Here is a 16,895-nt window from a genome sequence, read left to right as displayed (position 1 = left end):
ATTCTATGAAAAAAATTGTTTTATATACTTTCATATCCCTCTTATTTTTCAATTGCTCATCTGTAAAAACACTGCAAGGAGCAAGTGATGACTATGAATCCTTTTCAAAAGGGGACATCCAAATGATAATGTCTTCTGACAGTTTAACACCTATGCGTGTTTATAAAATAACTAGTGAAACAGATTCCATATTACTGAGAAAAAAAAGTGCTTATATAAAGCCAGACCCAAATGATCCCATTCTAAAATCTTTTATTAAACGTCTTTACAGAACGGTTACAGATAGTATGTCTCTAGGTGCAGGTATTGCGGCTCCACAAGTAGGCATCTTAAAAAATATTATCTGGGTGCAACGTTTTGATAAGGAGAACTTTCCTTTTGAAGTTTGTTTAAATCCTGTTATTGTTCAATATTCAGAGAAAAAACAAACTAATAGAGAAGGCTGTTTATCAATCCCTAACAGAAGAGAAACATTAGATAATAGAGCTTATGCTATTTTAATTGCATATGATACTGAAAACGGAGTGCATAAAACTGAAATGGTAGAAGGCTTTACATCAGTTATTTTTCAACATGAAATAGACCACCTCAATGGTATTCTATATTTAGATCATCTCAATAAAGAAATAAATGATGCTAATAAAACAGACTGATTTATTTTTTAATTTCTAATTTTTCAGCAAAATAATCACAAAAATCTTTCATCGTTGCGGTCATTTTCTCATCTTGAGTGGCCTTATTAAACGTATTACTCATGGCCACTAAGGTTTGATGAAAAAATACTTTCATCTCATCTACAGGCATGTCTTTAGTCCATAAATCAATACGCAATGTTTCCTGCGCTTTTGAATCCCAAACAGACAACATCATAGCTTTTGCTTCTTGATGACTCACCCCACCATCTTGAGCCGTCCAAAATAGTTTTTCAGGAATACGATTGGCATCAAGTTCAACATTCAATATAATTTTAGACTTCATTTTTTCAGCCATTATTTTCTCGGTTTAAACTTTGAATTATTAAAAATCTCTTCAGGAGATGCTAAGAGCATATCCCTCAATGTCACGTCATTATTTTCCATATAAGCGCGCACTATTTGCCAGCCCATATATTGTCCTAATCTGCCAGGTGATTGACTGTCTATTTCTTCTAAATAAAATTTACTAAAAGGCGCCGGATTTATAAATCTGCCTGGTAATTTAGAATCTGTACTAAACAATAATTCGCGTTCTACAAAATAGCGCCAAACATAACTTTCATTTGCCATGGCCCAATCCAATTGTGCTTCTGTATAACCTATGCGTTCTGCTTCTGTTTTAAAAGGAATGACCTTATCTTCAAAATACAACTGTTTTCCAAAATAGATCATTTCATCTAATAAGGTTTTATTCTGTCCTTGAAAGATGTATTTCTTGGAATATTCTGAGGCTAAATCAACTGCAATATGATTTTTATTAAAATCTTGCCTTATATATTTTTGAATGCCTTGGTAAAACTCATGGTCACTTCCTAAATAAGTATCAACAGAAATTAAGGTTATAGTATCTGTCACAATAATCCTGTTTCTATAATCTACAAATGAAGTTGTAGTGATAACGCGTGGTGATTTAAATTCAGGAAAATAGAATTTTATATGTTGAAACAAAGATTTGATTTCACCTTCCTGCTCCTTCATATCCGGAAAAACCTTAGAAACTTCTTGAAGTAATTTAATTTGCACAGTATCCTTAGTTTTTGCCAACCAAAAAGAATCTGAGTATTTCATGGAAAACATGAAAGGATAATCCTTTTTAAGCTTTGTCAAATTATCAGCATTTACTTCACCAAACAATTGATCAAATCGTTCAACCTTCAGTTCCAAAGGAATTTTATGAATCTCATGTTCTTGACTCTCATCATTTCTACAAGAAAGAATTACAGTGAAAAGAAATAGAAAAAATATTGTTTTTTTCATATAAAACTTAAACGTCCTAAATTTTTATTAATTGAGTGATTCGCTTATTTTTGTTTACAAATGTACTATTCTTTAAATTAAAATCATTTAAAATGCAAACAGAAAAAGTTGTCGATTACATTGTTAATTGGTTAAAAGATTATGCTGTAAAAGCCGGCATGAAGGGCTTTGTAATTGGAGTTTCTGGTGGTATAGATTCGGCAGTAACCTCTGCACTTTGTGCAAAAACCGGTTTGCATCTTCTCTGTTTAGAAATGCCAATTCATCAAGCGCCCTCTCAGGTAAACAGAGCTCTCAAACATATTGACTGGTTAAAATCAAAATTTGATAGGGTTTACATGACCCAAGTAAATTTAACCCCTGTTTTTGATAGTTTAATAGCGTCTTTACCTCCTGTCGCGAAAGAAGAAGATAGATTTATGTCTTTAGCAAATACTAGAGCGCGCCTACGTATGACTACATTGTATTATTTTGCTGCCATTAATAAATATTTAGTTGCCGGAACCGGAAATAAAGTAGAGGATTTTGGCGTTGGTTTTTACACTAAATACGGTGATGGTGGGGTAGATTTAAGTCCAATTGCCGATTTATTAAAAACAGAAATTTATACTATTGCCAATTATTTGGGAATTAATAAAGATATTATTGACGCCGCACCAACGGATGGACTGTGGGGTGATGACAGAACTGATGAAGACCAAATTGGTGCCTCATATCCAGAACTTGAATGGGCTATGAAAATGGATTCAGAAGGAAAGAAAGCGGATGATTTTCAAGGAAGAGAGCAAGAAGTGTTTCAAATTTACAAACGATATAATAGCGCAAACAAACACAAAATGTTGCCTATACCAATATGTAAAATCCCTAATGAACTAGAATGAAAATTATAAAATATTTAAAATAATCATTACATTTACGGGTATATTCATTAACTTTAATTATGTACGTTTCCCTAAGAACTCATAATTATTAAATCAACCCATATGATTAAATTATTAATAGCAGATCATCATCCAATTATCAGAAAAGGGCTAGAACTTCTTTTTTCTGCCTCATCAAACATCCAAATTGTGGCCAGTGTAGATGACGGTGAAGCCATCATTGATTTTGTTAAAAAAAATCCAGTTGATATTATTTTAACTGAAATTGATTTACCAAAACTAAATGGTTTGACGGTTTTAAGAATCTTGAAAAATGATTTTCCAGAAATTAAAACAATCATTTTTAGCGGACAACCTGAAGAAGTTTATGCTATCAATTCTATTAAAGCAGGAGCTTCGGGTTATATTTCTAAAACGGTAAATATTATTACCATAAATGAAGCCATTTTAAAAGTAAATGATGGCGGTACTTATTTAAGTGATGAGATTAGCAAACAGTTAAAACTTGGTAAGCGAGTTAACAAAACAGGTTCTTACTACAAAAAACTATCAACCAGAGAAACCGAAGTTTTAAAATTGTTATGCGTAGGTAAGAAAAATAAAGAAGTAGCTAAAGAGCTCAATGTAAATGAAAAAACCATAAGTACCTACAAAGCTCGATTAATGCGAAAATTAAAAGTGACTAATTTAGTTGATTTGGTGAATCAAGCCAAGGTAGCTGAATTATAAAGCCCTATTCAATTTTCTAGACAAAAGCATCTTTAACCCGGAGTAATCTTTAACCTCTTCAAGAATACTCTTGTTTACTTGTGCTTTGTTTTTAATTGTTTTTTGCTGAAATTCTTTTACTTTTTGGTCTATTAAAAAGCATCTTAAACTAAGAATGGTTTCACTGACAAGTTGAGCAATACTGTGCGATTTCCCTTTTGGAAAAATATGCATACGCTCCCAGTCATCTAAGTTGTATCGTTCATCTTCCATTAATATGGTTGTGATTTCATTTGCCATTTCAACATTTACAGTATTTATAAAATTCTTTAATTGAAAGTCAGGATTTCGGTTCAGTGTATCAATAATGGTATAATACAATGATTTAAATTGAGCGTTAGAAAATTCCATTTCATCTTCTTGTAAGTCTAAAAACACTTTTTCAAAAACTTTAGCCGTATTAATTACCGGTTCTAAAACTAATTGACCTTTATCATTTTCCTTTAAAGCCAGATCTTCAAAATTTTCCGTTTTATTACCATACAGCAATAAAACTTCAATTATTTTACGTTCTAATACATATTGAACATCTACCTTTTTAACAGCAGGCTGATGCTTTATTACGTCAAAGGCCCTTTGCTCCGTTTTAAATTGCTTATTGCTGTCTTGAAACTCCTTTTTATCAATTTGAGCTAAAGTACTAAACAATACCTCTTCGCTTATATCCATGATTTTTGAGCACTCCTGAATATAAATTTCCTTTTTAATTCTGTCCGGTATTTTAGCAATACTATTTACTATATCTCGAATAGTTTCAGCCTTTTTAATAGGATCATGCTTAGATTCTTCATACAAGACAGAAGCTTTAAACTGAATAAAATCCTTAGCATTTTCAATTAAATAAAGAGATAGCTCTTCAAGTGTGTTTTGTCTGGCAAAACTATCTGGATCTTCACCTTCTGGAAATGTACATACTTTTACATTCATGCCTTGTTCCAAAATAAGGTCAATGCCTCGTAAAGAAGCTCGCAATCCCGCGGCATCTCCATCAAACAACACCGTGATGTTTTTTGTTAAACGATTAATTAATCTGATTTGTTCTGATGTTAACGCCGTTCCCGAAGATGATACCACATTTTTAATTCCGGTTTGATGAAACTGAATCACATCTGTATACCCTTCAACCAAATAACAATTATCTTCTTTGGCTATACTTTGCTTCGCATGATAAATACCGTACAAAACATTACTTTTATGATAAATAATACTTTCCGGTGAATTAACATATTTGGCTGCTTTTTTATCTGTAATTAATATACGCCCGCCAAAGCCCAAAACACGACCGCTCATACTTTTAATAGGAAACATCACACGGCCTTTAAACCTATCAAAACGCTTTTCTTCTTTTACAATAGTAAGACCTGTTTTTTCTAAAAACTCAAGTTTATACCCTTGTTTTAAAGCTTCATCAGTAAACGCCTGCCATTCATCCAACGAATATCCCAGATCAAACTTTTTAATAGTTTCTTCAGTGAAACCACGCTCTTTAAAATAGCCAAGACCAATAGATTTTCCTTGATCTGTTTTATGAAGTATGTTCTGAAAATACTTATTCGCAAATTCACTTACCAGATACAAACTTTCGCGTTCATCTTGTTGTTCCTTCTGCTCATTACTTTGCTCTGTTTCTTCAATTTCTATATTATATTTTTTGGCTAAATATTTTATGGCTTCTGGATAGGTAAAATGCTCATGCTCCATTAAAAACGCGACTACATTTCCTCCCTTTCCACTACTAAAATCTTTCCAGATTTGTTTAACAGGAGACACCATAAAACTCGGCGAACGTTCATCACTAAAGGGGCTCAAGCCTTTAAAGTTACTGCCTGCCTTTTTTAACTGAACAAAATCACCAATAACCTCCTCAACTCTGGAAGTTTCAAATACTAAATCTATGGTAGACGGTGATATCAATTTAAGAAATTATTTAACGATAGTGGTTATTAAAACTAAGTATGTAAATGTAACATATTCCATTCAAAGTTACCAATTAAGACTTTTGCATTATCAAAAAAAATAAACGACCTTACAGCAAGGTATAACAAACTAAAACTATGTTTCTAAATTCAAAGCCATTATTATTTTTATTGATTTTAATAATGTATACTTCTCTGTACAACTGTAAAGAAAACTCAAGAGACACAAATATCATTCATGAAAATAATTCAACATGGATGTTTCCTGAATTTGTAAAAGTAGACAGCCTCAATCCTATCTTAAATCCTTTTTCAGAATTAAGTTTTATTGACCCAATAACACAAAAACCTGCAAAATGGGAAGAGCGTAATGTTCTAAACCCAACAGCAGTTGTTAAAGACAACAAAGTATACTTGATGTATCGTGCACAGGATTTGGATGGCACCTCACGCATCGGCATGGCCATTAGTGATGACGGTTTACATTTTACTAAAATGGCATCACCAGTTTTATACCCGGATAATGATGAAATGAAGCTTTATGAATGGAATTACAAAAAAGATGGCAAAGAAAAAGAAAATTCTGAAACCTGCTACTTTTGTTATTTTGACGGTGTAGAAGACCCTAGGATAGTTGAAAGTGAAGATGGAGAATACATCATGACCTATACCGCTTATGACGGAAAAACGGCCAGGCTTAGTATTGCATCTTCAAATGATTTAAAAACCTGGAAAAAACATGGTTTGGTCTTTAATACTAATAAATATAGAGACATGTGGTCAAAGTCTGGGGCTATTGTAAGCGAGTTAAAAGACAATAAAATCATTGCTAAAAAAATAAATGGTAACTATTGGATGTATTTTGGTGACACTAATCTTTATATGGCAACTTCAAAAGATTTAATTCATTGGGATATTGCTGAAAATGAAGAATCAGGAAAACCTATTTCTGTATTGCACCCAAGAATGGGATATTATGACAGCCGATTGGTTGAACCTGGCCCTTATGCATTGTATAAAGATGAAGGTATTTTGCTAATTTATAATGGCAGCAACGCAACTAATTTTAATGATTCAACCTTACCCAAATTTACTTATGCTGCCGGACAAGCTTTGTTTGATAAAAACAACCCTTTTAAACTTATTGACAGAACGGAAAGCTATTTTATTCATCCAGACAAAGATTATGAAAAAATTGGAGAAGTCAATGAAGTTTGCTTTGTTGAAGGATTAGTTTTCTTTAAAAATAAATGGTTTTTATATTACGGCACAGCTGACTCTAAAATTGCTGTAGCCGTATCAGACAAATAAAAGAAAGAGTTTTTTCACTTTTAAATCCTTTTTTAATAAATTTAAAGAAACAAACTCATATACCTTTAATACTCTTACTATGCAAATCATTGAATCCCAAAAAATATATGATGTGATCATTGTTGGCTCAGGAGCCGGAGGCGGAATGGCTACTAAAGTATTGGTAGATGCCGGTCTTAAAGTAGCTGTGATGGAAGCAGGGCCTTTTTTTGATCCCGCAAATCCAGAACAACGCACGCAATTAAAATGGCCCTATGAATCACCCAGGCGTGGCGCTGGAACTCAACGTGATTTTGGTGAATTTGATATGGCATATGGCGGATGGAATATTGAGGGTGAACCTTACAACAATATTGGAGATACACAATTTGACTGGTTTCGCTCCAGAATGCTAGGTGGGCGCACCAATCACTGGGGACGTATTTCACTGCGTTTTGGTCCCCAAGATTTTAAGGGCAAAGATCGGGACGGTCTTGGAGAAAACTGGCCCATTGGCTATGAAGATGTGAAACCTTACTATGACAAAGTTGATAAACTCATTGGCGTATTTGGCAGCAATGAAAAGCGGGTCAATGACCCAGACGGTTTCTTTTTACCAGCTCCAAAACCACGTCTTCATGAATTGTATTACATAAAAGGTGCTAAAAAATCAAATGTTGATGTCATTCCATCAAGGTTATCCATTTTAACTAAACGTATTAATAATGACAGAGGGGTTTGCTTCTTTTGCGGACAATGTAATAGAAGTTGTTCCGTTTATGCTGATTTCTCTTCTGGTTCTTGTTTAATTTTTCCTGCCCAAAAAAGTGGCGGACAAGTGGATTTGTATGTTAACAGCATGGTGAGCGAAGTGACTATTGATCAAAACGGAAAAGCCAATGGTGTTAAATATGTCAAGAAAGAAGATCGTCAGCAATATTCACTCAAAGGTAAAGTAGTTGTATTAGCCGCTTCTGCCTGTAGTTCAGCCAGAATTTTACTGAACTCTAAAAGCGAAAAACATCCTAACGGGCTTGGTAATAGCAGTGGACTAATAGGGAAATATCTTCATGATTCTACTGGAACAGATAGAGCCGTTTTTGTACCAGAACTCATGAACAGAAAACGATACAACGAAGATGGTGTTGGCGGATTACATGTGTATTCTCCCTGGTGGTTAGATAACAAAAAACTGGATTTCCCCAGAGGGTATCACATTGAAATCTGGGGTGGTATGGGCATGCCTAGTTATGGTACTGGATTTGACCCTAACGGCTTAAATAAATATTTAGGATTAACGGTTGGTGGCTATGGTAATGGCCTTCGTGAAGATGTTAAAAAATTCTACGGATCCGTTATAGGAATGTCCGGACGCGGAGAATCTATAGCCAGAAAAGAAAACTATTGCGAAATTGACCCAACTACCGTTGACGAATTTGGTATTCCGGTACTTCGATTTAACTATAAATGGTCAGATTTTGAACGCAAACAATCCAAACATATGCATGAAACTTTTGAAGAAATAGGTCATAATATGGGTGGTGTTGTATTGGGAGATGCTCCGGGAAAAGATCAAAATTATGGACTTTTAAACCCTGGAAGAATTATTCATGAAGTTGGTACCACCAGAATGGGCAGCGACCCTAAAACCTCAGTGGTTAATGAATTTGAACGCCTGCATGATGTTGAAAATGTGTTTGTGGTTGATGCCGGACCATTTGTTTCACAAGCCGATAAAAACCCTACATGGACCATTTTAGCATTAGCCTGGAGAACCTCTGATTTTATCATTGAAGAATTAAAAAAACAAAATTTATAAGCCATGGATAGAAGAGACAGTTTAAAATCTATGATCTTAGGCTCAATGGCCGTTGGACTTACTTTAGAGAGCTGCGTGAATACCACCGCTCCAGAAATAATTGAAGACAAACTCTGGAAATACACCTATGGCAGAACGCCCAAAGAAGCTGTATTTGATCAGGAACTGATGCTGGAACAATTTTTTGAAGAGAACGAGCTTCAGACTATAAAAACTTTAGCAAATTTAATTCTACCACCTAACGAACATGGCAATATTGAGCAAGCAGGCGTTGTTGATTTTATTGAGTTTATGGTAAAGGACGTCCCTGAGTTTCAGGTTAAAATCCGTGGTGGATTGATGTGGTTAAACAACACCTGTAATTCCAAATTCAATAACTCATTTATAAATTGTACAGAAGAACAGCAAAAAACAGTTCTAGACAGTATTGCGTTTCCAGATATGGAAGCAGATGAACAAGTACAGGAAATACAGTTTTTTTCACTCATGCGAAACTTAGTCCTTACAGGTTATTTTACTTCTGAAGTTGGTATTAAAGAACTGAATTACAAAGGAAATATGCCTAATGTTTGGGATGGAGTCCCTCAAGAGGTTTTAAATGACCATGGTTTGAGTTATGATGCGGAATGGCTTACCAAATGCATGGACCCTAATAACAGAGATGAAGTCGCTCAATGGGATGATGATGGTAATTTAATTACATAAAGAAATAAAAAAGGCCTGCTTAAAAAGAAGGCCTTTTTTATTTTAAACTAGTTAATCTCTAATCCATATCAAATCTTAAACCAAGAGATATGTTATTTTGATTTACCACTTGGTTTTTAAATATTGGAGATAAGTCGTATTTGGCATAAAGACCTACATTTCCCCAGGCAACATAGGTGCTTATCCCATACATTAAATTATTAGTATTGTAACCTTTGAACTTTTCCTTTTGCCTGTTACCATCCTCTTTATATTTTATTTTTTGCATCGATTGCAATACAAATCCACCATAACCTCCAATACCAAATTTAAATTGCTTTTTAGTTGAATATCTATAATAGGTATCTCTTTCAATTTTCTTTGAAGGTCCAAATTCAAAATGAACCGGGAACACCAAGTTGGTTGTTCTAAATTTTGATTTAATAACATCTAGAGGAAATTCTTCAAGTGTCACATTGCCATCAACTTCATTAAAATAAAGATTGTTTTTAATATTCAGTTTATTCCACATAAAAGAAAACCCGTATTTAAGGCGTACCGCATTGCTATTATTTAGCACTCTTGTTTTCCAAGCCCAGCCTAATTCTACAAATCCTGAACCTCCAAATTTATAGGGAGAATCGTTTAGGTTTTCTCCTTCAATAATGGCATTATTAAACCCAATGGCAAAAACCAGATCATCAGTAGTACGTTTATCAAACTTTTTGGGCTTATTTTTTCCGTTTATCATAAACCCTCCAAAACTTCCATCATCGCCACCAATGCTAATCCCGATTTTAGAATTATCAACATCATCAAAATGACTATAATCTGCCTTATTCCGTTTTAAAAGCGCTATTTTATTATCGATAATGGCTAATCTGTTTTCAATGTTTAAGGCACGCTTTTTAGCGACTTCCATTTTTAATGTTTCAGCTTCAGCACTTGTAATCTCACCTCTTTCTAACTTAAGATTAATGGCCTCAACTTCCGCTTTTAAAAACGCGCGTTCTTCGGCTTTGATTCTCTCCTTAACATTCTCTAAGGATTCAATTTTATCCTTATTCAAAGGATCTTGAATAGTGTCTTGTGCCTTGATGATTTGCACACTTAGCAATAACGCTAAAAACACGAAATACTTGGTAATTGTTTGCATAACTGTTCGTTTTTTGATTTAGTAATTAATATTTAATTGATGATATATTTAGTCATTGCGTTGTGCAACAGCTGTTTTAACAAAATTAAAATTGGCCTTCAGTGCTTCAAAAACTTTATCTCTAAAAGTTCTGTCTAGATCAGCCTCCACATCTTGTAATAATGATCTGGCATCGACAATTCCTGAATTTCGACGATACAATTTTTCCTGCATTATTTCATTTTGAGCTTGAATTAATAGAGCTTCCAAATCGGCATCAGAAATGGCGGTATCATGATCCTTTAATATTTGCACCTGAGCGATTACCTGTTGGATTTTCCGCTCTTCAAAACTTAAATTTTGCAGTTTCAGTTCAGCTGGTTGTACTTCTTGCTCTTGACTATTATTTTCTGCTATAGCAACTTCATTTGAAACTGCTGTAAATGCCTCTTGTTTGGTTTTAGAATTAATGGCAGGTGTTGCTACAACTTGAGTTGTTTGTATTTCAGTAGTTGGTTTCTCTGAACTATTAATAGTTTCCTCTATATTTGGTTTTTCAACAGCAACTTGAGTCTGAATATTGTGCTTGTTAACCTCCGGAGATACTACTAAGATTGGTGTACTCTTCTCTAATGGTGCTTCATTAAAAAATTGTGAAGCAACCAACAATATTCCAACAATACTTGCCGCCAAACCCATCCAAAATATCGTTTTGTTTTTACGCATTTTATCAGATGGATCTAATCGATTTTCTAACTTAGCCCAGGCATCTTTAGATGGCTGGATCGTTCTTTTTTCAAGCTTATTTTTTATGCTTTCCTCAAATTTATTTGGTGCCATAGCTTGTTTTATTTAATTCATTAATTTTTTGTTGTAACAAATTCCTAGCTTTAAATAACTGCGATTTTGATGTTCCCTCTGTTATGTTCAGCATATCTGCAATTTCATAATGTTTATATCCTTCAATGGCATACATTACAAATACCATTTTATAACCTTCCGGTAGGGCATCAATAAGCTGTTGAATTTGTGCCACGTCTATATCAGATTGAATGTTATTATTGTAATCATTTTTAAAATCCACCTCTTCCATTGGGAACTCAACATGTTTTTGCTGCCTTAAAAAAGAGATACATTCACGCACCATTATTCTTCGTATCCATCCTTCAATACTTCCTTCAGACCTAAAAGATTTTAAATTAGAAAACACTTTAAAAAACCCGTTAAGCATCACTTCTTCTGCATTTTGAATGTCCTTTATATAATACCTGCAAACACTTAACATTTTTGGAGCGTGCATCTCAAATAAGACGTGCTGTGCTTCACGGTTATTTTTTATGGCCTTCTCTAAAAGCGTTTTTTCGTTTTTATAAAGCTGAATGACTTTCAAAAGCGGTTTCATTTTGTCTTCTATTTATATAGACGTAAATTTTATTTAAATGGTTGCCTCAAGATTAAAAAAATAAATTTATGAATAACATTTTGATTAAAATTGGTATCTTAGGCAATAGACAGATATGAATTATATTTCACTCTTTTTTGATATCTTTTCAATACACTTCAAAAACAGTAATATTGAAATATAATTCACCATTATCATCTAAAATCATAATTATTTTCATTAAAATATCAATATCAATAATTTATTGTCAGTGAATAGTTAAATAATATAAAAATTATTTAACATTTATTATATTTGATACTTACACAATAACTATATGAGTAAAGACCATCTTATTTCTTCTTATGACCAACTTCCTAGTACCTGGGATGAAATGTATACTGCCAATGCGGAAATTAGGGAACAATACAAAACCATCATTGAGATTTTAAAAAATACGTCGACAGACATACTTACTAAAAAAGAAGAACTGTCTAAACAGCTTTTTATGACACAAGGCGTCACATTTACTGTATACAGCGATAATGAAGGTATTGAAAAAATATTTCCTTTTGACATTGTTCCTAGAATCATTACTGCTAATGAATGGGATAAAATTGAAAAAGGTATTAAGCAACGCCTAAAAGCGTTAAACCTATTTATCAAAGATATTTATAATGAGCAATTTATTATAAAGGACGGTCTTATTCCGGCTGACTTAATTTATTCATGCCCTAACTTTTTACGTGAAATGAAAGGTGTAAAAGTACCTTATGATGTCTATGTACATATTTCTGGAGTCGATTTAATACGTAATAGTGATGGTGAGTTCTATGTACTTGAAGACAACTTAAGAACTCCTTCTGGAGTAAGTTATATGCTAGAAAACAGAGAAATTTCCAAACGATTATTTCCGGGTATTTTGCCAAAAAGTAAAGTGAGGTCGGTTTCGAACTACCCAAATATGCTTTATAAAAAGCTAAAAGAACTTTCACACTTACCGGATCCTAACATCGTACTTTTAACTCCGGGCATTTATAATTCAGCCTATTACGAACACACAACCCTTGCCAGACTTATGGGTATTGAATTGGTGGAAGGCAGCGATTTAGTTGTTAAAAATCATTTTGTTTACATGAAAACCACTACGGGTTTAAAACAAGTTGATGTGATTTACAGACGGGTTGATGATGATTTTTTAGATCCCTTAGAATTTAATGCGAAAAGCGTATTAGGAGTTGCTGGTATTATGGCAGCCTACAGAAAAGGTAATGTGAATATTGTAAATGCACCTGGCACCGGAATAGCAGACGATAAAGCCATTTATATTTACGTTCCGGATATGATAAAATATTATTTAAACGAAGAACCCATTTTAAAAAATATAGAAACGTATCAATTAGGCAAACCCGATGAATTTGAATATGTGGTTAAAAACATTAAAACCATGGTTATTAAAAAAACCGATGGCAGTGGAGGTTACGGCATGCTAATGGGACATGAAGCTACGGAGGCTGAAATAAAAGACTATATAGAGAACGTCAAGAAAAAACCCGAAAATTTTATAGCTCAACCTATCTTGAGATTATCAACAGCCCCATGTTACATCAATGGTGAATTATCACCCAGATGTATAGATTTACGTCCGTTTGCTTTATCCGGTAAAGATGGGATTGACATTTGTCCTGGCGGACTTACCCGTGTGGCTCTAAAAAAAGGCTCATTGGTTGTTAATAGCTCCCAAGGTGGCGGTAGTAAGGATACCTGGGTATTACAATAATTTAGAAAAAAAAATAAATATGTTAAGTAGAGTAGCAAATAATCTTATTTGGTTAGACAGATATATGGAACGAGGCAATGGTATTTTAAGTTTACTTAAAGTAAACTTTTATGCTAACCAAGACTCTCCAGAACTATTTTCATGGACACCAATTATTAAAAATTTTACCACTTCTGAAAATGAGTTTTATACTGAAGATGCTGTAGAATGTATTGATTTTATGGTGTTTAATTTAAGTAATTCAAACTCTATCTTAAATATTGTTACAAAGGCCAGAGAAAATGCCAGAAGCGTACAGGAACATATTTCCAGAGAACTTTGGCTATGTATCAACAACTATTATCTGTATCTCACTAAAAAAGATTTACCAAAAAGACTAAGAGAAGAAGACCCTGTTGAATTTTTAGAAGATTTAAGAAAACATCATTTGATTTATAACGGTACTTTTGATGTAACCCAAGAACGCGGGCCTTCATATTACTTTATGAATGTAGGAAAGTTTTTAGAAAGAGTGATTCAAATTTCAGATTTTACGGCGCTTAAACTTATTGAAATCGGTAAAACTTCTGATAGTTTGGAGCAAAGTTTTTACTGGAAAAACTTGTTGCTTTCTGTTGGTGGCTATCAGTACTATTTAAAAACACATAAATCCACATTTAATGAAGAACATATTATAAGAATGGTATTCCAGGATAAATTATTTCCCAGATCGGTCTATTATTGTGTGAACAAACTAAACCGACAAATCAACCAATTAATTGAAGCCAACGAACTTGAAAAAAATAACTTAGAATTTTTACTGGGCAAACTTGAAAGCGATATTAAATACACCTCCATTGAAAGTATCAATGCACAAGGGTTAAATAATTTTATTAATGATATTAAAGAAGATGTTAGAAATATCTCTATGAACATTAATTCTGTTTATTTTTCTCATATAAATTGATTTTAAAAATCATTATGATAACATTCTATATAAAACATATCACTAAATACAGTTATAGTAACCCGGTAATTGATGGGGCAACTTTAATTAGATTGCATCCTATTAATGATGAACACCAACAGGTTGTATCTCATTTTATATCGGTTACAAATAATTCACTAGTAGAAACCTATGATGATTTTTATGGCAATAAAATAGGAACCTTTTTAATTACAGAGCCCCATGACGAATTATCAATAATATCCGAAGTTGAAGTCAATAAAATAAGTAGATTATTTCCGGATGATAGCAATGATGTTAAAACGCAATGGGAGGAATTAAAACTACGACAATATGAAGCCGACATTATTGATTTTTTAAAACCTACATTATTTAGTGGCTCTGAAGAAGTTTTAAATTTAATTCAGTCAAAAAAACTGAACGAAAAAACACCTTATAAAGCGGCATTAGAACTATGCGAATATGTTTATTCCAACTTTAAATACATTCAAGGGGTTACCAATGTAGACTCAACTCTAAACGAGGTTTGGGATTTGAAAGCGGGTGTTTGTCAAGATTTTACTAATGTATTACTACAAATGGTAAGGATGAGTGGTATTCCTGCACGTTATGTGAGCGGTTATATTTGCCCTTCAGATGATATTACAAGAGGCGAAGGTGCCACGCATGCCTGGATTGAAGCCTATATCCCTTTTTATGGCTGGCTTGGCATAGACCCGACAAATAACGCCATTGCTAACGAGAACCATGTACGTTTGGCTGTTGGAAGGAATTATGAAGATTGCTCTCCGGTAAAGGGAGTTTTTAAAAGAAAAGTGGAATCAGATTTATATGTTAAGGTAGAAATTAGCACCACAAAACACAAAGAAGATATTGAAGTACCACCCAATACCTTTACTGGTTCAAAATCTAATAACAGTTACCAACGTAATTTGGAACGTATTCAACAACAGCAGCAACAACAGCAATAAGGCCATTTTTTGCCATATTTACTTTACTTTGTGCTCAGCATAAGATGACTTTGTAAGAATTTTTTTTAACTTCATTTCAGTTCTGATATAGACTATTTAAACAATCTATATGTTTACATTAAATGAAACCAACAAAAAAACTATCTATTTTTTTCTATCAATCACATAATTCACCATCAATTCCAGTGAATTTCGATAATCTGATTCTGGATAGGTTCTCAGTATTTGAAGTGCCTCGTTTTGAAACTGTTTCATTTTTTGTACAGCATAATCTAAACCGCCGTTATTCTTTACAAATGCAATAACTTCTTTAACACGAACTTTATCTTTATTGTGATTTTTAATAGAATTGATCAACCAGCTTTTATCTTTTTTTGACGCCTGATTTAAGACATAAATAAGAGGCAAAGTCATTTTTTGCTCTTTAATATCAATTCCGGTTGGCTTACCAATCTGGTCCTCAGTATAATCAAACAGATCATCCTTAATTTGAAAAGCCATACCAATAAGCTCACCAAACTTTCGCATGGTTTCAACATGCTGTGATTCCGGTTTTACTGAGGCGGCGCCTAAACTACAACAGGCTGCAATTAATGTGGCGGTTTTTTGACGAATGATTTCATAATATACCACTTCTGTAATATCTAGTTTCCGTGCTTTTTCTATTTGAAGTAATTCTCCTTCACTCATCTCTCTCACAGCAATGGAAATGATTTTAAGTAAATCAAAATCATTATTATCAATGGATAAGAGTAAGCCTTTTGATAATAAATAATCCCCTATCAAAACGGCTATTTTATTTTTCCAAAGGGCATTAATTGAGAAAAAGCCTCTGCGGCGGTTACTATCATCTACCACATCATCGTGCACCAAAGTGGCTGTATGGATCAATTCTATAACTGCAGCACCTCGATATGTACGTTCACTAATTTCACCATTGGACACCATTTTCGATACCAAAAACACAAACATAGGGCGCATTTGCTTTCCTTTCCGATTGACAATGTAATGAGTAATTCTGTTTAGTAAAGCAACTTTACTAGACATGGAAAGTTGAAACTTTTGTTCAAAAAGTTCCATCTCATAGGCTATTGGTTGTTTTATTTGCTCTACAATCTTCATGTGAAGAACCAAAGATACTATTTAGATTGAAATTATTGATGATTGTTTTATAATCCTAAACAAATTAAAATTCAAGACTTATTTACTTACTGCCCACAAACGGGTCAATATCCTTGACCCCACTTCTGCATACATTTACCACTATTCTTTTTTTTAATAAATTTTGAATGTATAATTATAAAGTTTCATTTCTTAAGTGATGGATTGTTTTATTTGTTCTTCTATTTTCAAAAGAAAATATGCCTGTTTA

At 33.3% G+C, this 16,895-nt stretch carries 16 protein-coding genes; 9 read left to right on the top strand and 7 right to left on the bottom strand.

What is annotated here, in order from left to right; translation table 11 throughout:
- The first annotated feature begins 5 nt into the window (after window positions 1-5).
- Window positions 6-653: a peptide deformylase gene (def, locus tag V8G56_RS08340; protein ID WP_395437989.1), complete on the top strand. Its 648-nt coding sequence runs from the start codon at window positions 6-8 to the stop codon at window positions 651-653.
- 1 nt (window position 654) lies between these two features.
- On the opposite strand, the gene gldC is transcribed toward def, so the two are convergent.
- Complete coding sequence (gene gldC, locus V8G56_RS08335) at window positions 655-990, bottom strand: gliding motility protein GldC (RefSeq protein WP_395437988.1); 336 nt, start codon at window positions 988-990, stop codon at window positions 655-657.
- On the bottom strand, window positions 990-1,952 hold the full coding sequence (gldB, locus tag V8G56_RS08330; RefSeq protein WP_395437987.1) for a gliding motility lipoprotein GldB: 963 nt from the start codon (window positions 1,950-1,952) through the stop codon (window positions 990-992). The genes gldC and gldB overlap by 1 nt, the downstream gene beginning before the upstream one ends.
- Before the next feature lie 92 nt (window positions 1,953-2,044).
- On the opposite strand from gldB, the gene nadE reads away from it, so the two are divergent.
- On the top strand, window positions 2,045-2,833 hold the full coding sequence (nadE, locus tag V8G56_RS08325) for an NAD(+) synthase (RefSeq protein WP_395437986.1): 789 nt from the start codon (window positions 2,045-2,047) through the stop codon (window positions 2,831-2,833).
- Between the two features lie 102 nt (window positions 2,834-2,935).
- Complete coding sequence (locus tag V8G56_RS08320; RefSeq protein WP_395437985.1) at window positions 2,936-3,562, top strand: response regulator; 627 nt, start codon at window positions 2,936-2,938, stop codon at window positions 3,560-3,562.
- On the opposite strand, the gene dnaG is transcribed toward V8G56_RS08320, so the two are convergent.
- Complete coding sequence (gene dnaG / locus V8G56_RS08315; RefSeq protein WP_395437984.1) at window positions 3,557-5,515, bottom strand: DNA primase; 1,959 nt, start codon at window positions 5,513-5,515, stop codon at window positions 3,557-3,559. The two genes, V8G56_RS08320 and dnaG, sit on opposite strands and share 6 nt — an antisense overlap.
- 140 nt (window positions 5,516-5,655) lie before the next feature.
- On the opposite strand from dnaG, the gene V8G56_RS08310 reads away from it, so the two are divergent.
- From V8G56_RS08310 to V8G56_RS08300, 3 genes are all read left to right on the top strand, one after another.
- Window positions 5,656-6,828 carry a glycoside hydrolase family 130 protein gene (locus V8G56_RS08310; protein WP_395437983.1) on the top strand — a complete coding sequence of 391 codons (1,173 nt, stop codon included), beginning with the start codon at window positions 5,656-5,658 and terminating at the stop codon, window positions 6,826-6,828.
- 79 nt (window positions 6,829-6,907) lie between these two features.
- Window positions 6,908-8,626, top strand: a complete 1,719-nt coding sequence (locus tag V8G56_RS08305; RefSeq protein WP_395437982.1) for a GMC family oxidoreductase — start codon at window positions 6,908-6,910, stop codon at window positions 8,624-8,626.
- Window positions 8,627-8,629: 3 nt separating this feature from the next.
- Entirely contained in the window at window positions 8,630-9,331 is a 702-nt protein-coding gene (locus V8G56_RS08300) for a gluconate 2-dehydrogenase subunit 3 family protein (protein WP_395437981.1), read from the top strand.
- A gap of 58 nt (window positions 9,332-9,389) precedes the next feature.
- Here V8G56_RS08300 and V8G56_RS08295 read toward each other — a convergent pair whose 3' ends face one another.
- The 3 genes from V8G56_RS08295 to V8G56_RS08285 are packed head-to-tail and all read right to left on the bottom strand — an operon-like array spanning window position 9,390 to window position 11,847.
- Complete coding sequence (locus tag V8G56_RS08295; protein ID WP_395437980.1) at window positions 9,390-10,466, bottom strand: hypothetical protein; 1,077 nt, start codon at window positions 10,464-10,466, stop codon at window positions 9,390-9,392.
- A 48-nt stretch (window positions 10,467-10,514) separates the two neighbouring features.
- On the bottom strand, window positions 10,515-11,285 hold the full coding sequence (locus tag V8G56_RS08290) for a hypothetical protein (RefSeq protein ID WP_395437979.1): 771 nt from the start codon (window positions 11,283-11,285) through the stop codon (window positions 10,515-10,517).
- Window positions 11,272-11,847: an RNA polymerase sigma factor gene (locus V8G56_RS08285; RefSeq protein WP_395437978.1), complete on the bottom strand. Its 576-nt coding sequence runs from the start codon at window positions 11,845-11,847 to the stop codon at window positions 11,272-11,274. The genes V8G56_RS08290 and V8G56_RS08285 overlap by 14 nt, the downstream gene beginning before the upstream one ends.
- Window positions 11,848-12,163: 316 nt before the next feature.
- Here V8G56_RS08285 and V8G56_RS08280 point away from each other — a divergent pair, with 316 nt between their 5' ends.
- The 3 genes from V8G56_RS08280 to V8G56_RS08270 are packed head-to-tail and all read left to right on the top strand — an operon-like array spanning window position 12,164 to window position 15,523.
- Window positions 12,164-13,606, top strand: a complete 1,443-nt coding sequence (locus tag V8G56_RS08280) for a circularly permuted type 2 ATP-grasp protein (RefSeq protein ID WP_395437977.1) — start codon at window positions 12,164-12,166, stop codon at window positions 13,604-13,606.
- Window positions 13,607-13,625: 19 nt separating this feature from the next.
- On the top strand, window positions 13,626-14,552 hold the full coding sequence (locus V8G56_RS08275; protein ID WP_395437976.1) for an alpha-E domain-containing protein: 927 nt from the start codon (window positions 13,626-13,628) through the stop codon (window positions 14,550-14,552).
- Between the two features lie 14 nt (window positions 14,553-14,566).
- Window positions 14,567-15,523, top strand: a complete 957-nt coding sequence (locus V8G56_RS08270) for a transglutaminase family protein (RefSeq protein WP_395437975.1) — start codon at window positions 14,567-14,569, stop codon at window positions 15,521-15,523.
- 144 nt (window positions 15,524-15,667) lie between these two features.
- Here the strand turns inward: V8G56_RS08270 and V8G56_RS08265 are convergent, their stop codons facing one another.
- Window positions 15,668-16,645, bottom strand: a complete 978-nt coding sequence (locus V8G56_RS08265; protein ID WP_395437974.1) for a polyprenyl synthetase family protein — start codon at window positions 16,643-16,645, stop codon at window positions 15,668-15,670.
- Between the last annotated feature and the right edge of the window lie 250 nt (window positions 16,646-16,895).

Source organism: Gaetbulibacter aquiaggeris, assembly GCF_044003965.1.
Lineage (GTDB): Bacteria > Bacteroidota > Bacteroidia > Flavobacteriales > Flavobacteriaceae > Yeosuana > Yeosuana aquiaggeris.
The sequence above is the reverse complement of the archived record's forward strand: the minus strand, read 5'-3'. Positions and strand labels throughout refer to the sequence as shown.

Bases quoted from the DNA above. Each gene is read 5' to 3' on its own strand.
- def (WP_395437989.1), top strand. From the start codon at position 6: ATGAAAAAAATTGTTTTATATACTTTCATATCCCTCTTATTTTTCAAT.
- gldC (WP_395437988.1), bottom strand. From the start codon at position 990: ATGGCTGAAAAAATGAAGTCTAAAATTATATTGAATGTTGAACTTGAT.
- gldB (WP_395437987.1), bottom strand. From the start codon at position 1,952: ATGAAAAAAACAATATTTTTTCTATTTCTTTTCACTGTAATTCTTTCT.
- nadE (WP_395437986.1), top strand. From the start codon at position 2,045: ATGCAAACAGAAAAAGTTGTCGATTACATTGTTAATTGGTTAAAAGAT.
- V8G56_RS08320 (WP_395437985.1), top strand. From the start codon at position 2,936: ATGATTAAATTATTAATAGCAGATCATCATCCAATTATCAGAAAAGGG.
- V8G56_RS08310 (WP_395437983.1), top strand. From the start codon at position 5,656: ATGTTTCTAAATTCAAAGCCATTATTATTTTTATTGATTTTAATAATG.
- V8G56_RS08305 (WP_395437982.1), top strand. From the start codon at position 6,908: ATGCAAATCATTGAATCCCAAAAAATATATGATGTGATCATTGTTGGC.
- V8G56_RS08300 (WP_395437981.1), top strand. From the start codon at position 8,630: ATGGATAGAAGAGACAGTTTAAAATCTATGATCTTAGGCTCAATGGCC.
- V8G56_RS08295 (WP_395437980.1), bottom strand. From the start codon at position 10,466: ATGCAAACAATTACCAAGTATTTCGTGTTTTTAGCGTTATTGCTAAGT.
- V8G56_RS08290 (WP_395437979.1), bottom strand. From the start codon at position 11,285: ATGGCACCAAATAAATTTGAGGAAAGCATAAAAAATAAGCTTGAAAAA.
- V8G56_RS08285 (WP_395437978.1), bottom strand. From the start codon at position 11,847: ATGAAACCGCTTTTGAAAGTCATTCAGCTTTATAAAAACGAAAAAACG.
- V8G56_RS08280 (WP_395437977.1), top strand. From the start codon at position 12,164: ATGAGTAAAGACCATCTTATTTCTTCTTATGACCAACTTCCTAGTACC.
- V8G56_RS08275 (WP_395437976.1), top strand. From the start codon at position 13,626: ATGTTAAGTAGAGTAGCAAATAATCTTATTTGGTTAGACAGATATATG.
- V8G56_RS08270 (WP_395437975.1), top strand. From the start codon at position 14,567: ATGATAACATTCTATATAAAACATATCACTAAATACAGTTATAGTAAC.
- V8G56_RS08265 (WP_395437974.1), bottom strand. From the start codon at position 16,645: ATGAAGATTGTAGAGCAAATAAAACAACCAATAGCCTATGAGATGGAA.